Annotated in this window: 22 protein-coding genes; 10 read left to right on the forward strand and 12 right to left on the reverse strand. The window is 36.6% G+C overall.

What is annotated here, in order from left to right:
* Positions 1–92 precede the first annotated feature (92 nt).
* Genes BM201_RS05300 through BM201_RS05320 form a run of 5 tightly spaced genes read right to left on the reverse strand, consistent with a single transcriptional unit; the run spans position 93 to position 3283 of the window.
* Positions 93–911: a TPM domain-containing protein gene (locus BM201_RS05300; protein WP_092540309.1), complete on the reverse strand. Its 819-nt coding sequence runs from the start codon at positions 909–911 to the stop codon at positions 93–95.
* Entirely contained in the window at positions 912–1352 is a 441-nt protein-coding gene (locus BM201_RS05305; protein ID WP_092540310.1) for a TPM domain-containing protein, read from the reverse strand. It lies immediately after the preceding gene.
* 21 nt (positions 1353–1373) lie between these two features.
* Positions 1374–1973, reverse strand: coding sequence for a LemA family protein (locus BM201_RS05310; RefSeq protein WP_092540311.1), 600 nt, complete (start codon positions 1971–1973; stop codon positions 1374–1376).
* Positions 1974–1976: 3 nt separating this feature from the next.
* Positions 1977–2306, reverse strand: a complete 330-nt coding sequence (locus BM201_RS05315; protein ID WP_084840366.1) for a MerR family transcriptional regulator — start codon at positions 2304–2306, stop codon at positions 1977–1979.
* On the reverse strand, positions 2306–3283 hold the full coding sequence (locus BM201_RS05320; protein ID WP_092540312.1) for a M23 family metallopeptidase: 978 nt from the start codon (positions 3281–3283) through the stop codon (positions 2306–2308). Before BM201_RS05320 ends, BM201_RS05315 begins: the two co-directional genes overlap by 1 nt.
* 131 nt (positions 3284–3414) lie before the next feature.
* On the opposite strand from BM201_RS05320, the gene alaS reads away from it, so the two are divergent.
* The 3 genes from alaS (at position 3415) to BM201_RS05335 (ending at position 8095) form a co-directional block, all read left to right on the forward strand.
* A complete protein-coding gene (alaS, locus tag BM201_RS05325; protein ID WP_092540313.1) occupies positions 3415–6024 on the forward strand; it encodes an alanine--tRNA ligase in 2610 nt (869 codons plus the stop codon).
* 90 nt (positions 6025–6114) lie between these two features.
* Complete coding sequence (locus tag BM201_RS05330) at positions 6115–7077, forward strand: GSCFA domain-containing protein (RefSeq protein WP_092540314.1); 963 nt, start codon at positions 6115–6117, stop codon at positions 7075–7077.
* 403 nt (positions 7078–7480) lie between these two features.
* Complete coding sequence (locus BM201_RS05335) at positions 7481–8095, forward strand: DUF4230 domain-containing protein (protein ID WP_092540315.1); 615 nt, start codon at positions 7481–7483, stop codon at positions 8093–8095.
* 72 nt (positions 8096–8167) lie between these two features.
* On the opposite strand, the gene BM201_RS05340 is transcribed toward BM201_RS05335, so the two are convergent.
* From BM201_RS05340 to BM201_RS18095, 3 genes are all read right to left on the reverse strand, one after another.
* A complete protein-coding gene (locus tag BM201_RS05340; protein ID WP_092540316.1) occupies positions 8168–9928 on the reverse strand; it encodes an aromatic amino acid hydroxylase in 1761 nt (586 codons plus the stop codon).
* 141 nt (positions 9929–10069) lie between these two features.
* Positions 10070–10609 (reverse strand): DUF4136 domain-containing protein, encoded by a 540-nt coding sequence (locus BM201_RS05345; RefSeq protein WP_092540317.1) that lies wholly within the window; start codon positions 10607–10609, stop codon positions 10070–10072.
* Positions 10610–10756: 147 nt separating this feature from the next.
* Positions 10757–10924 carry a C1orf53 family protein gene (locus BM201_RS18095; protein ID WP_175486983.1) on the reverse strand — a complete coding sequence of 56 codons (168 nt, stop codon included), beginning with the start codon at positions 10922–10924 and terminating at the stop codon, positions 10757–10759.
* 33 nt (positions 10925–10957) lie between these two features.
* Between BM201_RS18095 and BM201_RS05350 the strand changes: the two genes are divergently transcribed.
* Genes BM201_RS05350 through hemL form a run of 4 tightly spaced genes read left to right on the forward strand, consistent with a single transcriptional unit; the run spans position 10958 to position 14423 of the window.
* A complete protein-coding gene (locus BM201_RS05350) occupies positions 10958–11284 on the forward strand; it encodes a hypothetical protein (protein WP_092540318.1) in 327 nt (108 codons plus the stop codon).
* 39 nt (positions 11285–11323) lie between these two features.
* Positions 11324–12283 carry a 1-aminocyclopropane-1-carboxylate deaminase/D-cysteine desulfhydrase gene (locus BM201_RS05355; protein ID WP_092540319.1) on the forward strand — a complete coding sequence of 320 codons (960 nt, stop codon included), beginning with the start codon at positions 11324–11326 and terminating at the stop codon, positions 12281–12283.
* Position 12284: 1 nt separating this feature from the next.
* Entirely contained in the window at positions 12285–13118 is an 834-nt protein-coding gene (locus BM201_RS05360) for a glucosaminidase domain-containing protein (protein ID WP_092540320.1), read from the forward strand.
* Between the two features lie 12 nt (positions 13119–13130).
* Positions 13131–14423 carry a glutamate-1-semialdehyde 2,1-aminomutase gene (hemL, locus tag BM201_RS05365; protein WP_092540321.1) on the forward strand — a complete coding sequence of 431 codons (1293 nt, stop codon included), beginning with the start codon at positions 13131–13133 and terminating at the stop codon, positions 14421–14423.
* Positions 14424–15182: 759 nt separating this feature from the next.
* Here hemL and BM201_RS05370 read toward each other — a convergent pair.
* The gene (locus tag BM201_RS05370) at positions 15183–16694 is read right to left on the reverse strand and encodes a GH3 auxin-responsive promoter family protein (protein ID WP_092540322.1); all 1512 of its coding nucleotides are present in this window, start codon (positions 16692–16694) and stop codon (positions 15183–15185) included.
* 113 nt (positions 16695–16807) lie between these two features.
* On the opposite strand from BM201_RS05370, the gene BM201_RS05375 reads away from it, so the two are divergent.
* Complete coding sequence (locus BM201_RS05375) at positions 16808–17602, forward strand: DUF2797 domain-containing protein (protein WP_092540663.1); 795 nt, start codon at positions 16808–16810, stop codon at positions 17600–17602.
* Positions 17603–17612: 10 nt separating this feature from the next.
* Positions 17613–18173 (forward strand): sugar O-acetyltransferase, encoded by a 561-nt coding sequence (locus tag BM201_RS05380; protein ID WP_092540323.1) that lies wholly within the window; start codon positions 17613–17615, stop codon positions 18171–18173.
* Positions 18174–18256: 83 nt separating this feature from the next.
* On the opposite strand, the gene BM201_RS05385 is transcribed toward BM201_RS05380, so the two are convergent.
* The 3 genes from BM201_RS05385 to BM201_RS05395 all read right to left on the reverse strand — a co-directional run bounded on the left by BM201_RS05385 (position 18257) and on the right by BM201_RS05395 (position 22472).
* A complete protein-coding gene (locus tag BM201_RS05385) occupies positions 18257–18898 on the reverse strand; it encodes a hypothetical protein (protein ID WP_139219137.1) in 642 nt (213 codons plus the stop codon).
* Positions 18899–19023: 125 nt separating this feature from the next.
* Positions 19024–21720 carry an AsmA family protein gene (locus BM201_RS05390; protein WP_092540325.1) on the reverse strand — a complete coding sequence of 899 codons (2697 nt, stop codon included), beginning with the start codon at positions 21718–21720 and terminating at the stop codon, positions 19024–19026.
* A 62-nt stretch (positions 21721–21782) separates the two neighbouring features.
* Positions 21783–22472, reverse strand: a complete 690-nt coding sequence (locus BM201_RS05395) for a queuosine precursor transporter (protein WP_092540326.1) — start codon at positions 22470–22472, stop codon at positions 21783–21785.
* Positions 22473–22580: 108 nt separating this feature from the next.
* Here BM201_RS05395 and folK point away from each other — a divergent pair, with 108 nt between their 5' ends.
* Positions 22581–23711, forward strand: coding sequence for a 2-amino-4-hydroxy-6-hydroxymethyldihydropteridine diphosphokinase (folK, locus tag BM201_RS05400; RefSeq protein ID WP_092540327.1), 1131 nt, complete (start codon positions 22581–22583; stop codon positions 23709–23711).
* Positions 23712–24077 lie beyond the last annotated feature (366 nt).

The following is a 24077-nucleotide window of genomic DNA, read 5'->3' on the forward strand; positions in this document are numbered from 1 at the left end:
TCTGAAAAGGCTACAAGTCGAAATTCTTTAAAAAAGACCGTCATTTTTATACAATATCAAGATTGTATAATTCTGAATATTTTTTTCTAAAGTTACCAGCTTCCACCGGCGCCACCGCCGCCAAAGCCACCTCCACCGAAGCCTCCACCAAATCCGCCGCCTCCGCCGAATCCACCGCCAGAGCCGCCACCAAATCCTCCTCCGCCAAAACTACCGCGACCAAGAGAACTTAAAATAATGGCATCCATAAGTGTGCTACGACCACGACGACCGCCGCCTCTGCCGCCGCCACGGCTTTTACCAATAAGCGAAATGATTATGATGATGAATACAACAATAAAAATAGCAATAGGTTTAGCTGAGTTTCCAGAGCCACCTCTTCGTTGTGGTGTTCCTTTAAAAGTACCCGCTAAAACCTCGAAAACTGCTGTAGTTCCTTTGTCTAAACCAGCATAATAGTCACCATCCTTAAATTCAGGTAAAATTATATTATTAATGATCTGGTAAGTGTAAGCATCAGTCATATAAGGCTCTAAACCATAACCGGTCTGGATTTGGATCTTTCGTTCCTTTTCAGCAACAAGAATAAACAATCCGTTATCCTTTCCGTCCATTCCAATACCCCATTCTTCTGCCCAATGTGTGGCGTAAGTCCCAGCATATTCGCCTTGCAAAGATTCTATGGTTGCAATAACGATTTGTGTAGAAGTCGTATCAGCGTAGCTAACCAGTTTTTGGGTAAGTCGTTGTTCTTCTGAAGTAGTTAAAAGATCTGCACCGTCATAAACTGCTGTTTGCTTAGAAGGTTTTGGCGGAATATCCCTTTGGGCATATCCAACAAAACTTATAAGTAAAAATAGCAGACCTATGCAGCTTGTTAAGCGGCTAAGCTTTTTATTAAATTGTAGCATTTATCCTCTTGAAATTTGATCTGAAAGTTCATTCTCGTCATCTTCCTGCCAGGGAAAATGTCGCTTTAATTGCTCGCCGGCCATTAAAATACCGTCTACAAGTCCCTGTTTAAAATCACCTTTTTTAAAGTGATTAAGGATTACATCTTTTGTGCTTTCCCAAAAGTCGTCCTCAACTTTATCATTAATTCCTTTGTCGCCATAGATAACGAAGTTTCGATCTTCTGTAGCAACATAAATCAACACCCCGTTTTCTTCCTTGGTGTTGTCCATTTTTAATTGATGGAAAACTTCCATCGCTCGCTCAAAAATATCCTGAGATCCTGCTGTTTTTTCAAGATGAACGCGAATCTCTCCTGAAGTGCTTTTTTCAGCAGTTCTTATCGCCTCAACGATTTCATTTTCATCTTCGGTCTTTAGAGAAAAGTCTTTGCGGCTCATATTGGTTATTTTGAAGAGTTTTTATTGAAAGTCGAATTCTACATCTGGAGCTTCTTCAGCACCTGCATCGGCCTGATATCTTTCCAAACGCTCAAAGCCAAACATTCCTGCAAAAATATTGTTTGGGAATTTTCTAATGAATGTATTGAAATCTGTTACTGCAGCATTGTAGCGATCTCTGGCAACATTAATTCTATTTTCGGTCCCTTCGATCTGTGCCTGTAATTGTAAGAAATTTTGATTGGCTTTAATGTCAGGATAACGTTCTACACTTACCAGCAATTTGGATAAAGCTGAAGATAATCCTGTTTGTGCCTGTTGAAATTGTTGAATTTGAGAGGCACTTAAATTAGAAGCATCTACATTTACAGAAGTTGCTTTGGCACGGGCTTCGATCACATCGGTTAAGGTACCACGTTCAAAATCTGCAGCGCCCTGTACGGTTTTTACCAGGTTCCCAATAAGGTCATTTCTTCTTTGGTAAGAACTTTCTACGTTAGACCATGCTTCTTTTGCTTTTTCTTCAAGTTCTACTCCGGTATTGTTTACTCCGGCTGTCATGCTGTACACAATGATTCCAAGAACAACTAATACGATTAGAGGAATTAACCATTTTTTCATTTTCTATAATTGATTTTTGATGTTGATTAGGCTAGTTTTAATTTTTTCTAATTTACGAACAATATCAAAATTGCTCAGTGTTTTTTGCTTTTCTTCTTTAAGATGTGTTTTAGCACCTTCCAAAGTAAAACCACGCTCTTTTACCAGGTGATAAATAAGTTCCAGGTTTTTGATGTCTTCAGGAGTGAATTTGCGGTTTCCCTTAGCGTTTTTCTTCGGCTTTATTACATCAAATTCTTTTTCCCAAAACCTAATTAGGGAAGTATTCACCTTAAATGCTCTGGCTACTTCACCAATGCTATAATATCTTTTTTCAGGTAGCTCGACTTGCATTAATCCAAAGATTGGTTTTCTTGTTGTGCTTTTTTCAGCACTTCGTCAAATTCTTCAGGAGAAAGATTTCCGTAGTAAAAATTAATAGGATTTATATGTTCACCATCCTTAAAGATCTCATAATGTAAATGTGGAGCTTCAGATCTTCCTGTACTTCCTACAAAACCAATAACATCACCTCTTTTTACTTTTTGTCCTCTTCGAACATTATATTTATAAAGGTGAGCATAAAGGCTGGTATAACCATAGCCATGATCTATTCTTATATGATTTCCATAACCGGTACTACGATTATCAGCTCTAATTACCCGGCCATCACCACTGGCGTAAACCGGTGTTCCCCTGGGAGCCGTAAAATCCATCCCAAAGTGAAACTTTCTTACTTTGGTAAAAGGATCTGTTCGCCAGCCATAACCAGATGCGATCCTGGTAAGATCTTCATTTTTTACAGGTTGTATGGCAGGAATAGCGGCTAAAAGATCTTCTTTTTCTTTCGCTAACTCTGCGATTTCATCTAGAGATTTAGATTGTACCACCAATTGTTTAGTGAGAACATCCATTCTCTTGGTGGTCTCTGTGATTAGTTTAGAGTTATCAAAACCTTCTAGATCCTTATACCGGTTTATCCCTCCAAAACCGGCTTTACGGGTTTCTTCAGGAATTGGGTTAGCTTCAAAATATAATCGGTAAATGTTGTTATCTCGATCTTCGATGTTTCCAAGAACATTTTGGATTTGATCCATTTTTTTGTTCAGTAAGCCATATTGCAATTGCATATTTTGCAGTTCTCGCTTAAGTGCCTTTTCTTTGGGCGTTTCGATCTGCGGAATATTCAGGTAGACTAAAAGTAAAAGAAAACCGGCAAGAAAACTTCCAAAGATACTAAGCAGGACAATCCCAAATCGACGACCTTTTTTTCGTTCGATCTTTTTGTAAGAAAGCGTCTCGCTATCGTAATAATATTTAACCTTCGACATGAGTTAAATTTATAGTATTTTTGTTGCCATAATCTGCACAAAAAGCGTGCAAGTTTATACGGTAACGAACAAAGATAGCAATTGTTTTATAGCCTGCATAATTTAATAATATTTACAAGAAAATATAGTACATGAAATCTCAGGAAATTCGTAAAAGTTTTTTAGAATTTTTTAAAGCCAAATCACATAGCATTGTACCTTCAGCACCAATGGTTCTTAAGGACGATCCAAGCCTGATGTTTACCAATGCCGGGATGGTGCAGTTTAAAGAGTTTTTTCTTGGGAATTCTGTGCCAAAAAATACCCGGGTAACAGATTCGCAAAAATGTCTTCGAGTAAGTGGTAAGCATAACGATCTTGAAGAAGTTGGTCACGATACTTATCACCACACCATGTTCGAGATGTTGGGGAACTGGAGTTTTGGAGACTATTTTAAAGAAGAAGCCATAAACTGGTCCTGGGAATTATTAACCGAAGTTTTTAAGATCGATAAAGAGAGTCTATATGTTTCGGTTTTTGAAGGAAGCGAGGAAGATGGTGTAGGTTTAGATACTGAAGCTTTAGAGCTTTGGAAAAAGATCGTTCCTGAACAAAGAATTATCTACGGAAACAAAAAGGATAACTTTTGGGAAATGGGCGATCAGGGACCTTGTGGTCCTTGTTCAGAAATTCATGTGGATATTCGTTCAGCTGAAGAAAAAGCTAAAAAATCGGGTAGAGAACTAGTGAATGCAGATCATCCGCAGGTGGTTGAAATATGGAACCTGGTTTTTATGCAATTTAACCGGAAAGCAGATGGTTCTTTAGAAGAACTTCCGGCAAAACATATCGATACCGGGATGGGCTTCGAGCGCTTGTGTATGGTAATGCAGGACAAGCAGTCTAATTATGATACCGATGTTTTTACACCGCTTATCGCCGAGATCGAAAAAATTACAAATTCAACTTACGATAAATCAGAGGAAACAAACATCGCTATTCGTGTAATAGCAGATCACGTTCGTGCGGTTGCTTTTAGCATTGCAGATGGGCAATTACCAAGTAACAATGGTGCGGGTTATGTAATACGTAGAATTTTACGTCGTGCGATTCGCTATGGTTTTACCTTTTTAGATACTAAAGAGCCTTTTATTTATAAGTTAGTTGAAAGACTAAAAACGCAAATGGGTGATGCTTTCCCAGAATTGGTAAAGCAGCAACAACTTATCGAAAATGTTATTAAGGAAGAAGAACTTTCGTTTCTTCGAACTTTAGAGCAGGGATTGGTAATGTTGGAAAATATTGTAAACGAATCTAAAGATAAAGAGATCTCTGGTGTAAAAGCATTTGAGCTATATGATACCTTTGGATTTCCTATCGACCTTACCGCACTTATTTTAAAAGAAAAAGGCTATAGTCTTAATATCGCTGAATTTGAGGCAGAACTTAAAAAACAAAAAGAACGCTCCAGAGCAGCAACGCAGGTCACATCCGGAGATTGGAAAGAGATCACTGATGTTGACGAAAATGCTTTTGTTGGTTACGATCAATTAGAAACTCAGGTTAAAATTGCCAAATACCGTAAAGTAGAAACCAAAAAGCAGGGAACACTTTACCAGATCGTGCTCACCAAAACTCCTTTTTATCCAGAAGGAGGTGGCCAGGTTGGTGATAAAGGTTATTTAAAAGCTGGAGACGAGAAAATTAGTATTATCGATACTAAAAAAGAAAGTAACCAGATCATTCACTTTGCAAAGAAATTACCACAGGATATTTCAGCAGAATTTACTGCTGTCGTAGATGCTTCAGCAAGAGCAAAAACTGCGGCAAACCATACTGCCACGCATTTATTGCACCAGGCATTGCGCCAAATTCTTGGAACGCACGTAGAGCAAAAAGGTTCTATGGTGCAGCCAAATTATATGCGATTCGATTTTAGTCATTTTAGCAAGCTTTCTTCAGAAGAAATAGAACAAGTAGAAGAGTTTGTAAATGATAGGATTAAGGAAAGTTTAGAATTAGAAGAGCAAAGAAATATAGCACACCAGGAAGCTTTAGATCAGGGAGCAATTGCTTTGTTTGGTGAAAAATATGGAGATAGCGTACGTGCGATTCGTTTTGGGAAATCCATGGAGCTCTGTGGTGGTACGCATGTAAAAAATACGGCAGATATCTGGTATTTTAAAATTACCGGGGAAAGTGCAGTAGCTTCAGGAATTCGTAGGATAGAAGCAATTACCGGCGATGCGGTAAAAGAATATTTTACGAAGCAAACCGAACTTTTAATGGAAGTTCAGGGCTTACTTAAAAATGCTAAAGATCCTGTAAAAGCGATTTCTGGATTGCAGGACGAGAATGCCGAGCTTAAAAAGCAGGTAGAAACGTTACTAAAAGACAAGGCTAAAAACCTGAAATCTGAGATCAAAAATGAGATTCAGGAAATTAACGGAATTCAGTTTTTAGCTAAAGAAGTAGATCTTGATGCCGGCGGAATTAAAGATCTTGCTTTTCAATTAGGTGGAGAGATCGATAATTTATTCCTTCTTTTTGGAACCGAGCAAAAAGGCAAAGCTTTACTTTCTTGCTATATTTCTAAAGATTTGGTAGGAACTAAAGATTTAAATGCAGGAACCATTGTTCGCGAACTGGGTAAATATATCCAGGGAGGTGGCGGTGGCCAGCCATTTTTTGCAACAGCAGGTGGTAAAAATCCTGCAGGAATTTCAGAGGCCTTAACTAAAGCTAAAAAATATATCGAATAACAGGATTCTAAGAAATTTAGTATCTTTCTTTAATGAAAAGGATAGGCGTATGGAAGAATGATCTCTATACGCCTTTATTATTTTATTGCTATGGATTTCAGAACAATTGTCCCGGTTAGAAATCAATCGCCAAAGATCGATTATAATGCTAATATTGCATTATTTGGTTCCTGTTTTGTAGAAAATATAGGCGATAAACTTCAGTATTTTAAGTTTAATGCGCTGCAAAATCCCTTCGGAATTATATTTCATCCTGTCGCTTTGCGCAATTTATTCCGAAGAATCGATGAAAATTACGTGTATTCAGAGCGTGATGTTTTTCAGCTAAATGATCTGTATTCCTGTTTCGATGTGCATTCGCAAATGAGTCATCCAGATCGATCTTTGATGATTAATCGGTTAAATAATTCGCTGGAAACCACTCGGTCTTTCTTACAGGAAAGTTCTCATGTAATTATCACCTTAGGAACTGCCTGGGGTTATGTTTTGAATCAGGATGAGCGTTTAGTAGCTAATTGCCATAAGGTCGCGCAATCTAATTTTACCAAAAAGATTTTTTCTTCGGAAGAAATAAAAAAAAGTATAGCTGAAATCTCCAATATCATCTGGAAGCTGAATAAAAATAGTAAGATCATCTTTACCATTTCGCCGGTGCGACATTTAAAAGACGGTTTTGTAGAAAATCAATTAAGTAAAGCAAACCTCATTAATGCTTTACACGACTATCGAAAAGAAATAAAGCTGAAATTCGATAAAAAAACAGCTTATTTTCCGAGTTACGAAATTGTGATGGACGAGCTACGAGATTATCGATTTTACGGAAAAGACATGATTCATCTTTCTGAAGTTGCTATAGATTATATCTGGGAGAAATTTAAAGATAGTTGGATCGATCCTGAAGTTTTTTCTGTGATGAAAGAAGTAAGTACGATCCAAAAAGGTTTAGATCATCGTCCTTTTAATGAAGATAGCCCGAAACACCGCGAATTTCTTGATAAACTAAGCCAGAGAATGGAAAAGGTACAGCATAAAAACCCATCAATTAAATTCTGAATTTATCATTTTAGAAGCTTGATTTGTCGCTTACTATTAAAAAAGTATAATATTTATTTTGAATATTGTAAAATAATCGTAAATTCACATTGTAAATTAATTCTAATTTATTGATTGAAGTATTCGCCTTAAGAATACAATGATTAATTAAACTTTCTTTTCTAAAATTTGTTTGGGGTAGATTTTAGAAATTTTAATCTTATGGACGGGTGGGGCCGTCCATAAGTTTTTTATAACACTTTCCTATTTGTAAATCCTTATCTTTAGTTATTGAAATTGTCCAAATTGGATTAAAATTTTTATTGTCTAAAATGACGCATTGAGTTAATGCTTATGTCTCTATTTTTAGACCCGAAATTGTGTAGAAAAGACAATAATTATTAGAATCTTTAATATCTAGAAAATGAAAAAGTTCCTCTTAGGCGCTATAGTTGTTTTGCTAATTGTTTTTGGTTATCGATATTATGATAATCGCCAAACAGAACGTGAACAGTTAGAGCAGAATTCGCAACTTATCCAGGAGCAGATCAAAAATGTGGGGAAATTAGTGGTTACCGAAGGTAATTTTTCTCAGGTTTGGTCGTATAAAGATTCTAAAAAGTTTTATCTCGACGTTTTTTCAGCAAGAAAAAAAGCATTGATCGTGGTGAACGCGAAAGTGACCGTTAGTTATGATCTTAGTGAATTAGAAACCGAAATTGATGAAGAAAATAAACGCGTGATCATAAAGAGTATCCCAAAGGAAGAATTAAATATTTATCCAGATATTCAATACTATGATGTTACGCAGGATTATTTAAACCAGTTTGAAGCTTCAGATTATAATACCATCAAAAAGAAAGTTTCAGCTTCGATCAGGAAAAAAGTAGAAGGATCAACGATAAAGTCTAACGCTCAAAATCGCCTAATTAGCGAACTTTCTAAAATTTATATTCTAACCAATAGCATGGGCTGGACCTTAGAATATAATGACATGCCGGTAAATTCTCAGAAAGATTTTAGTGATATTAAGCTGTAATTCTCACCGAGGATCATTTTTGATAATTTTGAAATGTTCCTTTCAAAATAGTGAGAATACTGCTTAGATCTTTTATTTTTCGCTAACCAGTTTTGTTTCTGCCATCGAAATTCCGTCTTCGATTAGATGTGCGATATTCGATCTTTTTTGCTGAAGTTTTTTTAAATAATCTTTGCTGATTTTGGCCAATTTCGGGTCGTGCTCTAAAGCCAGTTCATAAATCTCAGTAGTTAATAACCAATCTTCCTGATGATCTTTTTTCAGAATATCAGAAACTGCCTGAAGGCTGTATTTTGTGTTTTTTCCTTCCCTAAAATTGCGAACCGCTTCATATAGATCTTCCAATTCTGTTCGTTTTGCAGTTTTGTGAGATTTTATAGTGGTGGAGCTTGTTTTATGGGTAATTAAATCGAACGAATGATGATCTGCCGGTCCGGCAAATGCCGAAACTATTTCTTTACCAACAGCCATATCATATTGTCCCCATTCGGGTTTAAATAAAACCTGGTCAAAATATTTAACGCTACAGTTCTTAAAACTTATAAGTGTAATTTTTCCCTGAAGATTTCGCGTTCCGGTAATAATTTCTCCGTTTACTGTAATGCCACCTTCAAACTCTAAGCTAACATTTTCGGCTTCGTAAATATTGTAGGCTTTTAAGTCACGCGGACTCATATCTTCGATCGCTAAATTGATACCTTTTAATTTTCCGATGGGAGATCCAAAACCTTCGGCATGCGATTTTGTACCATGACCAACCAGTTCTTTCTCCCGGTAAGCCAATGCTGTTTTTCCTTTTGTTTGAATGTAAATAGGTTTTCCTTCAAACTCGATTACATTTTCAAAATTCCCAGAAACCTGTAAACCGGTACTAAATTCGATCGTACCTAAGCCTTTGGAATCAATTAGCTTTTTGATTCCGCTTAAACCGCCTTTACGCAATGCCATTTTATTAGCGAATTCCTCTAAAACCAAACTTAAATGTGCAAAATCTGGTGTTACGTAAAGCTGAGGTTGCGGTTTGGTAATATCGAATTCCTGGTGCATAGCTTCAATCGAGTAAGGTATCTTTTTTACCTTATCGGTTAAGCAGGATTTACTCTCTCCAATCGAGGATAACAAACCGGCACCATATATCTTGGGATCTTCAGGAGTACCAATTAAACCATATTCTACCGTCCACCAATGTAGATTTCTAATTAAAGACATCTCACTTGGGGTTACTTCTTTTTGCTGAAGATCTTCAACAAGTTTTTCAATTTTTGTGATTTCTTCAGGCGGAGTACCTTCAGCTTCTTTTAAAATAGAAAGTTTTCTAATGGCTTCATACACTTCATAATCATGAGAACTGGATATCGCTTTACAGCCAATTTCTCCAAATCGTCGCAGATATTCAGCATATTCAGGATTTGCAATTATTGGGGCATGGCCGGCACCTTCGTGAATAATATCTGGAGCAGGAGTGTATTCAATATTTTCTAGCTGCCTAATATCGCTTGCGATCACTAAAACATTATAGGCCTGAAATTCCATAAAAGCAGCCGGGGGAATAAAACCATCTACCGCAACAGCCGCCCAGCCAATAGCTTTTAAAATGCGGTTCATGCCATACATATTCGGGATATGATCTATAGAAATTCCGGTTTGTTTGAGGCCGTCTAGATAAGATCTATGCGCAACTTTGCTTAAATATTCAACATTTTTACGCATCACATAGCGCCATACCGCCTGATTGATAGGCGTATAATCTTCGTAGTTTTGTGGTTTGATATACTGCTGAAGATGTGCCGGTAAGCGATTTAATATTTCGTTAGACTCAATTGAATTAAGCATAAATTTATCCCATTTTAAGGTAATAAATATACGAAATTTATAAAAAAATAATTCAGATGTAGAAAATATGCTAATAAAAAAGCCTCTCGATTGAGAGGCTTAATGTAATATGGATTCAGGATTATTAAAGATTCATTAATCTTATTTTTCAGTTCCTGGAGGGTATTTTTCTAGAATTTTAGAAACGATTTCGTCGATTCTTTCCTGTTTTTTATCAACTTTTTCAGCAAGGGCAGCAGTTCCCATTCCCTGCCATACTAATTCTTTTGTTTTTGCGTCGATTAGATCAATATATAAAGTACCGTCGCTAGTTCTATTTACTGTGTTGAAACCTGTATTCCAATACCAAGGAGACCAGCCCCAGCCATAACCCCAACCCGGATTATTTTGGTAGATATTAATGTTCTCGTGGGTTTTGGTAAAAATACTCACTAAAAGATCTGGACTTTGTGATTTTTCAAATCCTTTTTGAGACATCGTTCCCTCAATCGCACGCATAATCCGTTTTTTATCAAGGTCTGAAATTTCAGCTTTATCAATTCCTGGTTTAAAGAATGCAAAAGAGCCGTACGAATTAAAGTTTGCTTCGCGATCGTAGTCTGAAGCTACTCTTACGGTACTGCACGAAGTCACAAAAATTGCCAGCAATAGCAACACAGGAGTAAATTTTAGAACTTTCATAGGTGTTATATTTTTTATTTATAAAATGCTAAACAAGCATTCTAATCGCTTGTTAGACTGTTTAATAATCTCAAATATCATGCCGAATTAAACGAATTCACCTACGCTGTTTCTATGGTTCTACCGAATAATTAACTATTTTATTCATTATTGAGAATTGGTCTTTTTATCATAGCCATAAGGGCAATGCCGGCAACCACTCTCACAGCAATAGCCGCGCTTTAGATGATATTGCTCGGTAAAACAACGATAACCCTCTGGTGTTAAATAATAATCGCCTTCTTCTAGCGGTATTCTTTTTCGTGAAAAACTCATAAAAACAAAATTACAATTCTTATATTGAAGATTATGATTTTGGTGAATAAACATATTTTAGGCAAGAATTTTATTGCCGTTACCATCTGGCCTGTAATTTTTGTGAAAGATGCAGATTATATGCAGGATGAGATGTTGCTGAATCATGAAAAAATTCACCTGCGTCAGCAATTAGAGCTTTTGGTGGTTTTCTTCTATATTTTTTATGCTGCGGAATTTATCTTTAGATGGATAAAATATAAAAACGCAATGACCGCTTATCGAAATATCAGTTTTGAGGTTGAAGCATACGCGCACGAAAAAGATGAAGACTACTTAAGGTCGAGAAAAGCTTTTTCTTTCCTAAAATATTATCGCTAAATTCTTTGCAGCGATTTTAGCCTTTCTCATCTTTGCATTATGAATGCTGCGGAAAACATCGAGTCGATATTCGATAAAAATGAACCTGTTTTTTCTAGGAACGATTTTATAAAAAAGTTTGAAGAGAAGAATATTGAAGTCTGGTTAAAACGGGAAGATTTGCTGCATCCTGAAGTTTCCGGGAATAAATTCAGAAAACTTAAATACAATGTTCTGGAAGCAAAAAAGCTTCAAAAGCAACGAATTTTGACCTTTGGTGGGGCATTTTCTAATCATATTGCCGCCACAGCTGCGGCCGGAAAGTTGTATGACATTCCTACAATCGGAGTGATTAGGGGAGAAGAACTCGTAAATGATCTTCAGCAAACACTAAAGTCGAATCCTACTTTGAAATTTGCTTCATCATGCGGAATGGATTTTCATTTTGTGTCGCGAGAAGATTTCCGAAGAAAAAATGATCCCGATTTTATCGAATCTCTGTATGCTGCATTTGGAGATTTTTATTTGGTGCCAGAAGGTGGAACTAACGTGTTTGCTATAAAAGGTTGTGAAGAGATGTTGAGCGAAAAAGATAAGAATTTTGATCTTATTTGTGTAGCAGCGGGTACTGGCGGCACAGCTTCAGGATTAATAAATGCTTCAGAAGAAAATCAAAAGGTTTTGGCATTTTCAGCATTAAAAGGTGATTTTCTAAAAGACGAAATTGGTCGTTTCAGCAATAAAAAAAACTGGACACTCGTTAGCGATGAGCATTTTGGTGGTTATGCTAAAATAAATGAAGAGTTGGTAAGTTTTATAAATGAGTTTAAAATCGAATTTGGGATTCAGCTTGATCCTGTTTACACCGGCAAAATGATGTTTGGAGTTTTCGAGATGATCAAAAAAAATCAAGTTCCTGAAAATTCCCGTATTTTAGCGATCCATACGGGCGGTTTGCAAGGAATTGCGGGGATGAATCGCCGATTGGAGAAAAAGAAAATGAGTTTAATAATTGAATAATATGAGGTTAAAACCTTATCTGCTTTTGATGGTTTTTGCACTTTTTATGGCTTCATGCGGAAGTAAAAAAAAGGTGACTACACGTAAAAACCGAAAGGATAGAAATGAAGCGGTAATTAATAACCGCAATCAGGGAAATAGAAATACAGAAACTCCGGCTGAAGTGGTTGATTCTGAAACGATGCCGGTAAGAACCTACGATTTTACCGTAGAAAATTATATTGCAGATTATGCGCCTATTGCGCAACAGGAAATGCGATTGTATAAAGTTCCGGCCAGTATTACTTTGGCGCAGGGAATTTTAGAATCTGGTTCTGGAAAAGGAAGATTAGCGCAGCAGGCTAATAATCATTTTGGGATTAAATGTCACGATTGGAAAGGCGCTAAGATCTATCATGACGACGATCGTAACCAGGAATGTTTTAGAAAATATAAACATCCAAAATATTCTTTTAGAGATCACTCTTTATTTTTAGCTGAACGTCGCCGCTATGCCGAACTTTTCGATTTAGATGAAGATGATTATAAAGGCTGGGCAAGAGGATTACGCCAGGCGGGTTATGCTACAGATCGCCGATATCCACAAAAATTGATCGATCTTATAGAACGTTACGAATTATACCGCTATGACGCCGATGTTTTAGAGCGTCCTTCACCAAGTTATACGACCACTTTTGAAGCTAAAGGAGATAGTTATATCGTGAAAAAAGGAGATACGTTATATTCAATTTCCAAACGCTACAACACCACGGTTGAAGAGATTAAGCGCTTGAATAATTTAAGCGGAACCAATATTGATATTGGCCAAACCTTATTAGTAAAAGAAAGAAGATAAAAATTGCAAAATATGATTTATCAAAGAAGTAGTGCCTTATTTGCTGAAGCGAAAAAAGTAATTCCAGGTGGAGTAAACTCACCGGTTAGAGCTTTTAAAGCCGTAGGAGGAGATCCTATTTTTATAGAAAAAGCAGAGGGCGCTTATATTTATGATGAAGACGGAAATAAACTGATCGATTATATTAATTCCTGGGGACCAATGATCCTTGGCCATGCGCATAAACCTGTGGTAGATGCCGTGATCGAAAGAGCCAAAAAAGGAACCTCTTTTGGAACGCCAACAGAAATTGAAACCAAAATCGCCGAATTAGCGGTGAAAATGGTGCCAAATATCGATAAGATCAGGATGGTAAATTCGGGTACCGAGGCTTGTATGAGTGCGGTAAGATTAGCCAGAGGATTTACCGGTAAAGAAAGGATCATCAAATTTGCCGGTTGTTACCATGGGCATAGCGATTCGTTTTTAATTCAGGCGGGTAGTGGAGCGATGACTTTTGGAACGCCAAACAGTCCGGGAGTTACCCAGGGAACTGCAAAAGATACCTTGCTTGCAGCTTACAATGATTTAGATGGTGTAAAGCAGATCGTAGATCAAAATAAAGATGAAATTGCCTGTATTATCGTAGAGCCTGTGCCAGGAAATATGGGGTGTATTCCACCTGCTGAAGGTTTTTTGGAAGGTTTAAGGGAACTATGTAATGAAACCGGAATTTTACTGATCTTCGATGAGGTGATGAGTGGTTTTAGATTAGCTGCCGGAGGTGTTCAGGAACGATTGGGAATCAATGCCGATATTGTATGTTTTGGGAAAGTAATTGGTGGAGGTTTACCTGTTGGAGCTTTTGCTGCCCGAAACGAAATTATGGATTATCTGGCACCCGTTGGGCCGGTTTATCAGGCAGGAACTTTAAGTGGGAATCCGTTGGCGATGGCAGCCGGATTAGCAATGTTAACCGAGTTGTCTGAGCATCCTGAAATTTTTAAAAGTATCGATAAAAAAACCGAATATCTTCATGAAGGAATGAAGAAGGTATTGAAAGCAAACGGCGTAAAGCATACAATAAATCGTGTGGGCTCAATGATTTCGGTGCATTTTTCTGAAGATGCGGTAAGCGATTTTGCTTCTTCTGCGGAAGCGGCTAAAAACGGGAAATTTAATAAGTTTTTCCACGGAATGCTGGAAAACGGAATTTATATTGCACCAAGTGCTTTTGAAACCTGGTTTATAAGTGATGCGTTGAGTTATGAAGATCTTGATAAAACGATCGCAGCGGTTGAAAAAGTGACCAAAGATTTCGATTAATATCGATTTTATATAAAACCAACCGGCGTTTTGAGTTTCAGAATGCCGGTTTTTTTGTTTTGAGGATTAAGTTAATGAGACTTCTCGACATTTTTAAACAGCTAACCTCACAGGTTTTCAAAACCTGTGAGGTTTATTTATTGGCACCGCCAAAGGGTATAGGTGCTTTACTTGCGATAGATAATTATCAAGATTGTACAATTTAAGAGCATATTTTTAAAAAAGATGAAAGCTGATTGCTATGAGCTAAAAGCTTCTGATAATTGCCATTTGATTAATGTATTTTGAAAAAGTGCTGCCAACTGAAAAGAACTTCTCGATACAACAAATTTCTCCATTACATTCCGAAATTTCCCACTCGAAGTGACATACAATTAACTTATAAGTTTGAGTCGATTGAATAGTTTAAGAGCTAGAGGGATGAGATTCCGTGTCAAGCACGGAATGACAATAGATTGAAATGAGTTAAAAGCTAAAGGCTAATTGCTGATAACTAAAAGCTTCTGATTATTGCTAATTGATTATTGTATTTTGAAAAAGTGCTGCCAACTGAAAAAACTTCTCGATACAACAAATTTCTCCACTGCATTTCGAAATTTGCCACTCGAAGTGACATTCAATTAACTTATCAGTTCGACTCGATCGGATAGTTGAAGAGCTTGTAGAAGGATGAGATTCCGTGTAAGGCACAGAATGATAATTGTTAATTGAGCTTTGTAAAATTGCGTACTGCGAACTATACACCGTAAACTACTTCATCTACATCATTCCCAATAATTCCTCTACATAATCCCTAGAATTCGATAGTCTTGGGATCTTGTGCTGGCCGCCGAGTTTTCCGTTTTTCTTTAACCAGTCGTGAAATAATTTTTCTCGCGCTACATGAACTTTAGGCGCATTAAGCGTCATATTCAAATAACGTTTTGCTTCGTAGTCACTGTTTACCTGCTGTAGCGCTAAATCTAGATCTGCATTAAACTCTTCCATCGATTTTGGAGGATGTTTAAATTCAATGATCCATTCGTGCGCTCCTTTTTCTTTTCCTTCCATAAAAACAGGAGCAGCCGTATAATCTACAATTTCGCAATTGTTGGTAAGCGATGCTTTTTTAAGCGCAGTTTCAGCATTTTCAATAATAAGTTCTTCTCCAAAAACATTGATATGATGTTTGGTTCTGCCAGAAACTTTTATTCGGTATGGATTAGTTGAGGTAAACCTTACGGTGTCGCCCACTTTATAGCGCCATAGTCCGGCGTTGGTGGTAATAACGATGGCGTAATTCTTACCAATTTCAACTTCAGATAAAGGAATAATTTTTTCGGCTTCACTTCCGTAGTTATCCATAGGAATAAACTCATAGAAAATTCCGTAGTCCAGCATCAACAACATTTCTTTGTTATCGTTTTGATCCTGGCAGGCAAAAAAACCTTCCGAAGCATTATAGATCTCGTAATACCTAAAATCTTCATTGGGAAGAATCTTTTGGTATTGCGCTGCATAAGGATCGAAGCTTACTCCGCCATGAAAATAAACCTCAATATTTCTCCAAACTTCAAAAATGCTTTCTTTACCGGTATGCTCTAAAACATTATTCAGTAAAACCAGCATCCAGGAAGGTACTCCGGCAAGACTGGTTACATTTTCCTGAACTGTTTCCCGTACGATAGCGCCCATTTTAGTTTCCCAATCGTGCATTAGCGAAACTTCGTTACTGGGCGTACTACTAAATTCTGCCCAAAAAGGCATATTATCGATTAGGATGGCCGAGAGATCACCAAAACTAGTTCCGTTTTCGCGATAAATTTCTTTACTTCCACCAAGTCGCAAACTCTTTCCTGTAAACATCTGCGACTCTGGATTGTTATTTAAGTACATGCAAAGCAAGTCTTTCCCAGCGGCATAATGGCAATCTTCCAGCGAATCTTCGCTAACCGGGATAAACTTACTTTTAGCATTGGTAGTTCCGCTGGATTTTGCAAACCATTTTATAGGTGTAGGCCAAAAAATATTGGTTTCTCCCTGCCGACTTCTCTCGATGGCTTCATAATAATTTTCGTAACAATGAAGCGGAACCCGACTAGCAAAATCCCGGTAATTCTTTATTTCAGAAAAGTTGAATTTTCTGCCAATTTCAGTATTTCGAGCTTTATTAATAAGCTCTTTTAGTAGTTCTTCCTGTACCTCGTTTGGATATTTTATAAATAATTCCATTTGATGGATACGCTTCTTTAGGAACCAGGAAGCAATGGAATTTACTAATGGAATTGGCATTTATTTATTATATATTTATCAGCTCTTGGCAGAGCTTTTTGGTTGGTTGGTTAAAAATAATCGATTCTTTGAAGCCTGCAAAAACGCATCAGTTAAAAATATATGAAAAAGCTATGAGATACGAGGGTGTGCTTACCAAAATGAAAACGGAACTTTTAGACGAGGTTGAATATTACCTTGATTTTGAGAATGATTTTTTAAATCTTAATCAGCTTTTAGATAAAAATATTAGTCTTAATTTTTTACGTTTTCAGTGTTTAAATTGTGGGCAACAAAAGAAGATCTTTCGCCAGGGATATTGCTACGACTGCTTTAGATCGATTCCACAGGCAGGAGACTGGATCATGAAGCCAGAACTAAGTAAAGCACATTTAGACCAGGAAGATCGTGATCTCGAATTCGAGAAAAGCGTGCAGCTGCAACCTCATATCGTGTATTTAGCAAATTCCAGCAATGTAAAGGTTGGGGTAACCCGTAAAACACAGGTGCCTACAAGATGGATCGACCAGGGTGCGCACGAGGCGATCGAAATTGCTGAATTGCCTAATCGTTATTTAGCCGGAATTACTGAAGTTGCGCTAAAGGATCATGTTTCAGATAAAACTAATTGGCGCAAGATGCTTACCAACGATATTTTGGATTTAAATCTTGAAGAAGAACGCGAAAAACTGAAAGATTTTATTCCTGAAGAAGCCAAAGCTTACTTTTTAGCCGATCAAAAAGAGACAGAAATTAAGTTTCCGGTAAAACAATTTCCGAAGAAAATAAAGACCTTAAATCTTACAAAATCGCCTTTTTACCAAGGGAAATTAAAAGGCATAAAAGGACAATATCTTTTGTTTGAGGACGGAACCGTTTTTAACGTAAGAGCTCACGAAGGTTTTGTGGTAGAAATACAGGTAAGTTAATGCTTAAATCATGAAATCTGAAAAGGAAAAAATGCTTGCCGGTGAACTGTATTTCGCCGGAGATCAAGAACTGACTAACGAGCGACTAAAGGCTCGAGAGCTCATGAAAAAGTATAATTCCTGCCCAGAAGATGAACCTGCAAAACTAAAATCTATCCTGAGGGAATTAATTCCTAAAGGTGGAAAAGGATTGTTTATCCAACCGCCATTTTATTGCGATTACGGCTATAATATTAAAACCGGAAACGGAGTTTATTTCAATTTTAATTGCGTTATTTTAGACGGAATGGAAGTGAAAATTGGTTCCAGAAGTATGTTTGGTTCTAATGTGCAGATATATACAGCTTCGCATCCATTAAACACAAAAGAGCGTGCTTCGCTGCTCGAATTTTCTAAAGCCATAGAAATTGGTGAAGACGTTTGGGTTGGTGGAAATGTAACGATTTGCCCCGGAATTAAAATTGGAGATCGTGCAGTAATAGGCGCGGGAAGTTTTATTACCAAAGATATTCCAAATGATGTATTTGCTGCCGGGAATCCTTGTAAAGTGATAAAACAGATCGAGCAGTAGTCATTACACCTTTATTTTAAACTAAAATTTATGCTGAAATTATTTAATCTCGGCCTGCGATTTTTGCTTACTTAATGTGATAATTAATTTTCTTTAGGTTCGAATCTTTCTCCGTTCCATATATATGAGAATTTCTCTGTTTTAACCCATTCGTGATATAGATATATTTCCGGATAAATGTTGTATTGTACACAATTATTATCTTTTGTTTTTAAGCTGTAGCTCGTATTCATTTTAAGCTTTTTTCCATCTAAGCTATCTAGTATCTTCTCTTTCAAAAACTCTTTTGTTTCAATGGTTTTTGGTAGCCCTAGATCCTTAATTGGTTCTAAGGTATTATTTTCATAACTAAAAGTCAGTAGAACATGCTGGTCAAATGCTTTAGGCGAACCACCAAATTTGGAATACACTACGAAAGGTGTACCATCATTCTTTTGGAATTTTTTCAATTCAATAATAAAAAAACCGCTTGGGCCATCCGGGAAGTAATATTCTAATCTAATATAATTATTTTCTGTCCAGTAGTCAGCTTTCATAGTTTCCATGTAATCCTCAGCTTTTGGAAAAATATAGGTGCCGTTCTTCAATAATGAGTCCTTTGCTTCATTCGTCATTTCAGGTATATACGTTGATGGGAATGATTTAAAGATTTCCTGAATAGTCTGGCCAATACAGAAACTAGTTCCATGAAAAATAAGGAATAAAAGTATTATTGGTTTTTTCATATAAATTTGTGTCTAATACACCTTCAGTAGTAGCTAACAGCCAAAAGCTTTTATGCTAATTGATTGTTGTTTATTGAATTTTGTACATCTGCGAACTGATACTGCCCACTGCCAACTTTATCTTTTTACTGCGCGGTATCTTTCTTCTGTTTATTCCTATTCAGCAAGCCTCCTAAAATAGACTTGGCGGCGTCTTCAAGTTTCTTTTCCTGAGTTTTTGTTGAATCAGCCTTTGTTTGTGGCGATGTAGTCGCGGTACTATCTGTAGCTGTTGGCTGATTTTGGTCGTTTTTGCCCAGTTGTTTATTGATCAGGTCGTTTAAGGCATTTTTACCTTTGTCTTTCAGATTATTTTTCTGCTCTTCAACAATCTTTGAGGTTAAATTATTAATAGCCTGCTGCATATTCAGGTTAATTTGCGGACTTTGGAAAGTTCCGCTCAATCCAACAGGAATTTCGACTTTCGTGTTTTGTAAAGTCGATCCGCTAAGCTGACTTAAGGTGTTTCCTACCTGATTTCCTAAATATTTCGCCGGAACATCTAAATTCAACTTATAATTCATATTCATATCAAAACCATGACTTCCCGAAATTTGAACCATAACATCCTTAATATTAAAATCGAATGGCTGAATATTCACCGCTCCATTATCAAAAGACAGTTTCGTTTTAAGATTGTTTAGATCTAAGTTATCTAGATCGATAAAACTAAGCTGACTGTCCAATTTCGACAACAATGGCATTTTCTCTGGATTAACATCAGCCGTTAAGATTTGTGCCAGAGCATCACCAGCTAAACTGGTTAGAATTGGCGTAAGATCATTATTAAGGTTTCCTTTCAAATTTAAGTTTGTCTGGATTTTACCCTGCAGTGCGTTGGCGATTGGCGCCAGTCCCTGCATTAATTCTAATCCGTTAAAAGATTCAGCAATACTAATCGCATTTAGATCTAGCGACATATCGAAAGTTGGCGTTTCCGTTTTTGTAGAAACATTACCATTTAGCGCGATATTTCCATTAAAAATATCTGTCGTGATATTTTGCAGTGTTGCGGTTTCATCACGAATAATCAGTTTCCCTTTCGCATTTGTAAGCTTCAGGTTGTCGTAAAGAATATTATTCGCGTTGAAAGTAAGTGCTACATCTAAGAAAGATGGGATTTTTATTGCTTCTTCTCCCGTTGCTACTTTTTCAGTTTTAGGTGTTTCAGACGTATTTTCTTCGGAAGTTGCTACCGGCTTTTCTTCAGTTTGAGCCACCATAAAATCGTTTACCGCAAAGGTGTTGGATTTTACATTGAAGTCACCTTTTAATTCCTGATCAGTAAACAGGAAGCCCATTAAATTCTGAATAGATCCTGTAGCTTGCAAATCGGTTTGTCCGGTAGTTAAATTCAGTTCAGGTACAGAAACATTTCCCTGAGTCAAATTCACTCTTGCACTGGAAATTTTAATTTCATTCGGAATTTCAGGCGATTTATAACTGAAGTTTTTGATTGCGGCCGTACCGCTACTTTTCACGTTTTGATATTGCTCTTTTTCGATACTGTTCATATCAAAACTTGTAGAAGCATCCACGGTTAAAATTCCGTTTAGATCAAGATCCATATCCAAAGGATAAGCTTTATCGAGATTCGCTAAATTTAGCGTTCCATCTAAATCAAGATCAACAAGCATGTTGCCCAGTAGGTTTTTTACACTTCCGTTAGCTGCAAAACGATCCTGGTCGATTCTAAATTTTACATTATTAAAAGTAAGGTAAGTATCTTCTACGATTCCGGTTTCATTCAAAACACGTAAATCAAGGTTAATATCTTCAACGCTTTTTGGTAAATCTGGATATTTGAAAGAAGCGTTATTTGAAGTTACTTTAATATCTAATTTCGGAATATAAGTTTCGTTCGCCGTTCCTTTTATCATTCCATCGACCACAAAATCACCATTGGTTTCTACATTTTCGATATTCTTGGCATAAATTTCAGGAATCACAGCCAGAAAGTTCTTAAAGTCAGACGATGGGGTTTTAAAGGTCAGATCTATATTCGTATCGTCACCATCAACCTGAACAAATCCGTCAAAAGTTAAGGGCAACTGATTAATATGCGCTTCGTTTTCAAGGAACGTATATTTCATATTTTCCAGATCCATTTGGATCACGGCATCAAGATCGACTTTATTTCGGCTTAAATAATTAATACTGTCAAACTCAAAAGAAACGATCGCTTCAGTATCGGTATCTAATTCGGTTTGATCTAAATAAAAATCTCCGGTTCCCTGGTGATTTAGTTCTTCCAGTTTTAAGGCCATTTTGGCACCTTTATCGATATAATTTAATCGCGAATTATTGATCTCGTAATGCTGAAGATCTAAACTGAAACCTCCGGTAGTATCTGTAGGAGTTGTAGTTGTCGCAGTCGTATCTACTTTTGCAATATCGTAATTAGCTCTCCCCAACGAATCCACCAAAATATTGATATATGCATTATTAACATTGAATTCATCAATGCGTTTTGGCTCGTCGCTACCTTTAAAAAGTTCTTTGATGCTCATTTGTAGGGTAACTTCTTCAACATCGGCAAGCGTATCACCTTCAAAAGGGGCATTATTAATTACGCTCACATCGCTTAAAACTACTGTAGCTTCCGGGAAACTTCTAAACAAACTAAGGTCGATATCAGCAAATTCAACTTTAGCGTTTACATTATTATTGATCGTCTTTTTAACGAAATTCTCTATTTGAGACGAAAATAAAAACGGCGCTGCAATTAGTAAAACTATAATTACAAGCAGTGTGATTCCTATAATTTTAAATACTTTTTTCATCGTAACTAAGGTTAAGTAGTAGTAATTTTTCAGGATATGATTCCCGAATTAGTCTTCTTCTTCTAAGACAATTTCTTCGCCTTCGGCCAAAAGCGCTTTCTCATTGCATATACCGCCGCATATAAAAATGGAGTGTCGCAAATGGCAACGATCACTTTAAACAAAAATCCGCTTAACAAAAGCGCTCCAAAGCGATCCCATTCAATTTTATTAAAACTACACAGCAAAAACAGTACAGAAAACGTATCTACAAACTGGGATAGAAAGGTCGAAAAGTTATTTCTAATCCAAAGATGTTTTCCTTTGGTGAGTTTTTTCCAAAAATGAAAAAGCTGTATGTCGATATATTGTGCTAGCAAATAAGCCAGCATCGAAGCAATTACAGCAATTGCGGTTGCACCAAAAACAGTTTTGAATAATTCGTCTCCAATTGGCGACCAATCTGTAGCCGGTACAGCATCTGCAGCGTAAACGATCAATAAAGAAAAGAGCGAGGCAAAGATCCCGGCAGTTACCACCTGATTGGCTTTCTTTTTTCCATACACCTCACTAATAATATCGGTAATTAAAAACGTAACCGGATATGGCAAAATACCCACTGAAATTTCGAAAGTATAAATGCCGAAAAAATCCCAGCTAAAAAACTTCTGAAATATCAAATTAGAAACTACCAGTGATGCAATGAACAATGCGGCCAGAATCAGGTAAAATCTATACGCCGTAAGTTTATCTTTTAAGTAGAGTTTTGCCAAATTTTTTTTAAAATACTTCCCCACAAAATTAAGGGTATGTGCATTTGTTTTGCTTAATTTGCTGTGAAATTATAGCATATTCCTTATTAAAATTTTCTTAATTACAGTTTGAAATCCCCTAAGATAGTACATATAGCGCTGGGAAGCAATGAAGGAGAGCGTTTTGAGATTTTACAAAATGCCGTTAACAAGATCTTTGAAGAGATTGGTGAGATCGAACAAATTTCTTCGGTTTATGAAACTCCGGCCTGGGGTTTTACAGGAAATGCTTTTCTTAATGCCTGTATTGCTGTTTCTACCCGTTTTACTGCGGAAGATGTGCTGCGGAAGTTATTAGCGATTGAAGCTCATTTTGGAAGAAAAAGAACAGAAGCTAAAAATTACCAAAATCGAACATTAGATCTTGATGTTTTATTGTTTGAAGATAAAGTATGCGAAACTGAAATTTTAACGCTGCCTCATCCACAAATTCAGCATCGACGTTTTGTTTTGCAACCTTTGAATGATATTGCTTCGAGTGAAATTCATCCAGTACTGAAAAAGAAAATTCAGCAATTATTACTTGAAGTAAAAGATGATGCTGAATTATCGAAAATCGATGCAAGGCTAAAAGCGCCAAAGATTACAAATAAATTTAGCTCCTGTAATTATATCGCGGTAGAGGGGAATATTGGCGCCGGAAAAACCAGTTTCTCCACTATGGTTTCTCAGGATTTTAATGCGAAGCTTATTTTAGAACGATTTAAAGACAATCCTTTTTTACCGAAATTCTATGAGGACCAAGAACGCTATGCTTTTTCTTTAGAAATGTCTTTTTTGGCCGATCGTTATCAGCAATTATCTGATGATTTAGCGCAATACGATTTGTTTAAAGACTTTGTGATTTCAGATTACGATGTTTTCAAATCACTGATTTTTGCAAAAATCACTCTGGAAGAAGACGAATATTCGCTGTATCAAAAGTTGTTTCATTTAATGTATAAAGAACTGGTAAAACCAGATCTGTACATTTATCTCTATCAAAACACAGAAAGATTACTTCAGAATATCAAAAAAAGAGGTCGTGAATACGAGCAAAATATTCAACCTGAATATCTAATGAACATTAATAAAAGTTATCTCTCTTTTATCAAATCTCAAACCAACATGAAAGTCCAGATAATTGATATTTCTGAAATGGATTTTGTGAATAACAGGGCAGATTATTTAAAATTGCTGAAGGGAATTGAGTTAAAGTAGAAGTTTTTAGTTTACAGCTAACAGTTTACAGTTTGCAGCGGCTTGTTTATTGTCATTTCGTGCTTGACTCGGAATCTTATTATGCAAGATGAGATGCTGAATCAAGTTCAACATGACGAAAAAATAAGTTTATTGGGATTCATTCTTTTTCTTTTTTCCATTGCCGAAAAAAGAAACAAAAAAGTCTAGGCTTACGAATTTTGCTCTAAATTGTTCGTTCGGAAGCTAAATTTTAGGAACTCGCTACGCTCAAACAGCCTAAAATTTTACGCTTCTCTCACTTCCAATTTTATGAGCAATTTTCGGTAGGCCAGGTTTTCAATGTACAATTTCGATTTTTGTGTCTCTAGTCTATTTTCTCTTGTC

It is taken from the genome of Zunongwangia mangrovi (genome assembly GCF_900112105.1).
In the GTDB taxonomy this organism is placed as follows: domain Bacteria; phylum Bacteroidota; class Bacteroidia; order Flavobacteriales; family Flavobacteriaceae; genus Zunongwangia; species Zunongwangia mangrovi.

Bases quoted from the DNA above. Each gene is read 5' to 3' on its own strand.
- BM201_RS05300 (WP_092540309.1), bottom strand. From the start codon at position 911: ATGCTACAATTTAATAAAAAGCTTAGCCGCTTAACAAGCTGCATAGGT.
- BM201_RS05305 (WP_092540310.1), bottom strand. From the start codon at position 1,352: ATGAGCCGCAAAGACTTTTCTCTAAAGACCGAAGATGAAAATGAAATC.
- BM201_RS05310 (WP_092540311.1), bottom strand. From the start codon at position 1,973: ATGAAAAAATGGTTAATTCCTCTAATCGTATTAGTTGTTCTTGGAATC.
- BM201_RS05315 (WP_084840366.1), bottom strand. From the start codon at position 2,306: ATGCAAGTCGAGCTACCTGAAAAAAGATATTATAGCATTGGTGAAGTA.
- BM201_RS05320 (WP_092540312.1), bottom strand. From the start codon at position 3,283: ATGTCGAAGGTTAAATATTATTACGATAGCGAGACGCTTTCTTACAAA.
- alaS (WP_092540313.1), top strand. From the start codon at position 3,415: ATGAAATCTCAGGAAATTCGTAAAAGTTTTTTAGAATTTTTTAAAGCC.
- BM201_RS05330 (WP_092540314.1), top strand. From the start codon at position 6,115: ATGGATTTCAGAACAATTGTCCCGGTTAGAAATCAATCGCCAAAGATC.
- BM201_RS05335 (WP_092540315.1), top strand. From the start codon at position 7,481: ATGAAAAAGTTCCTCTTAGGCGCTATAGTTGTTTTGCTAATTGTTTTT.
- BM201_RS05340 (WP_092540316.1), bottom strand. From the start codon at position 9,928: ATGCTTAATTCAATTGAGTCTAACGAAATATTAAATCGCTTACCGGCA.
- BM201_RS05345 (WP_092540317.1), bottom strand. From the start codon at position 10,609: ATGAAAGTTCTAAAATTTACTCCTGTGTTGCTATTGCTGGCAATTTTT.
- BM201_RS18095 (WP_175486983.1), bottom strand. From the start codon at position 10,924: ATGAGTTTTTCACGAAAAAGAATACCGCTAGAAGAAGGCGATTATTAT.
- BM201_RS05350 (WP_092540318.1), top strand. From the start codon at position 10,958: ATGATTTTGGTGAATAAACATATTTTAGGCAAGAATTTTATTGCCGTT.
- BM201_RS05355 (WP_092540319.1), top strand. From the start codon at position 11,324: ATGAATGCTGCGGAAAACATCGAGTCGATATTCGATAAAAATGAACCT.
- BM201_RS05360 (WP_092540320.1), top strand. From the start codon at position 12,285: ATGAGGTTAAAACCTTATCTGCTTTTGATGGTTTTTGCACTTTTTATG.
- hemL (WP_092540321.1), top strand. From the start codon at position 13,131: ATGATTTATCAAAGAAGTAGTGCCTTATTTGCTGAAGCGAAAAAAGTA.
- BM201_RS05370 (WP_092540322.1), bottom strand. From the start codon at position 16,694: ATGCCAATTCCATTAGTAAATTCCATTGCTTCCTGGTTCCTAAAGAAG.
- BM201_RS05375 (WP_092540663.1), top strand. From the start codon at position 16,808: ATGAGATACGAGGGTGTGCTTACCAAAATGAAAACGGAACTTTTAGAC.
- BM201_RS05380 (WP_092540323.1), top strand. From the start codon at position 17,613: ATGAAATCTGAAAAGGAAAAAATGCTTGCCGGTGAACTGTATTTCGCC.
- BM201_RS05385 (WP_139219137.1), bottom strand. From the start codon at position 18,898: ATGAAAAAACCAATAATACTTTTATTCCTTATTTTTCATGGAACTAGT.
- BM201_RS05390 (WP_092540325.1), bottom strand. From the start codon at position 21,720: ATGAAAAAAGTATTTAAAATTATAGGAATCACACTGCTTGTAATTATA.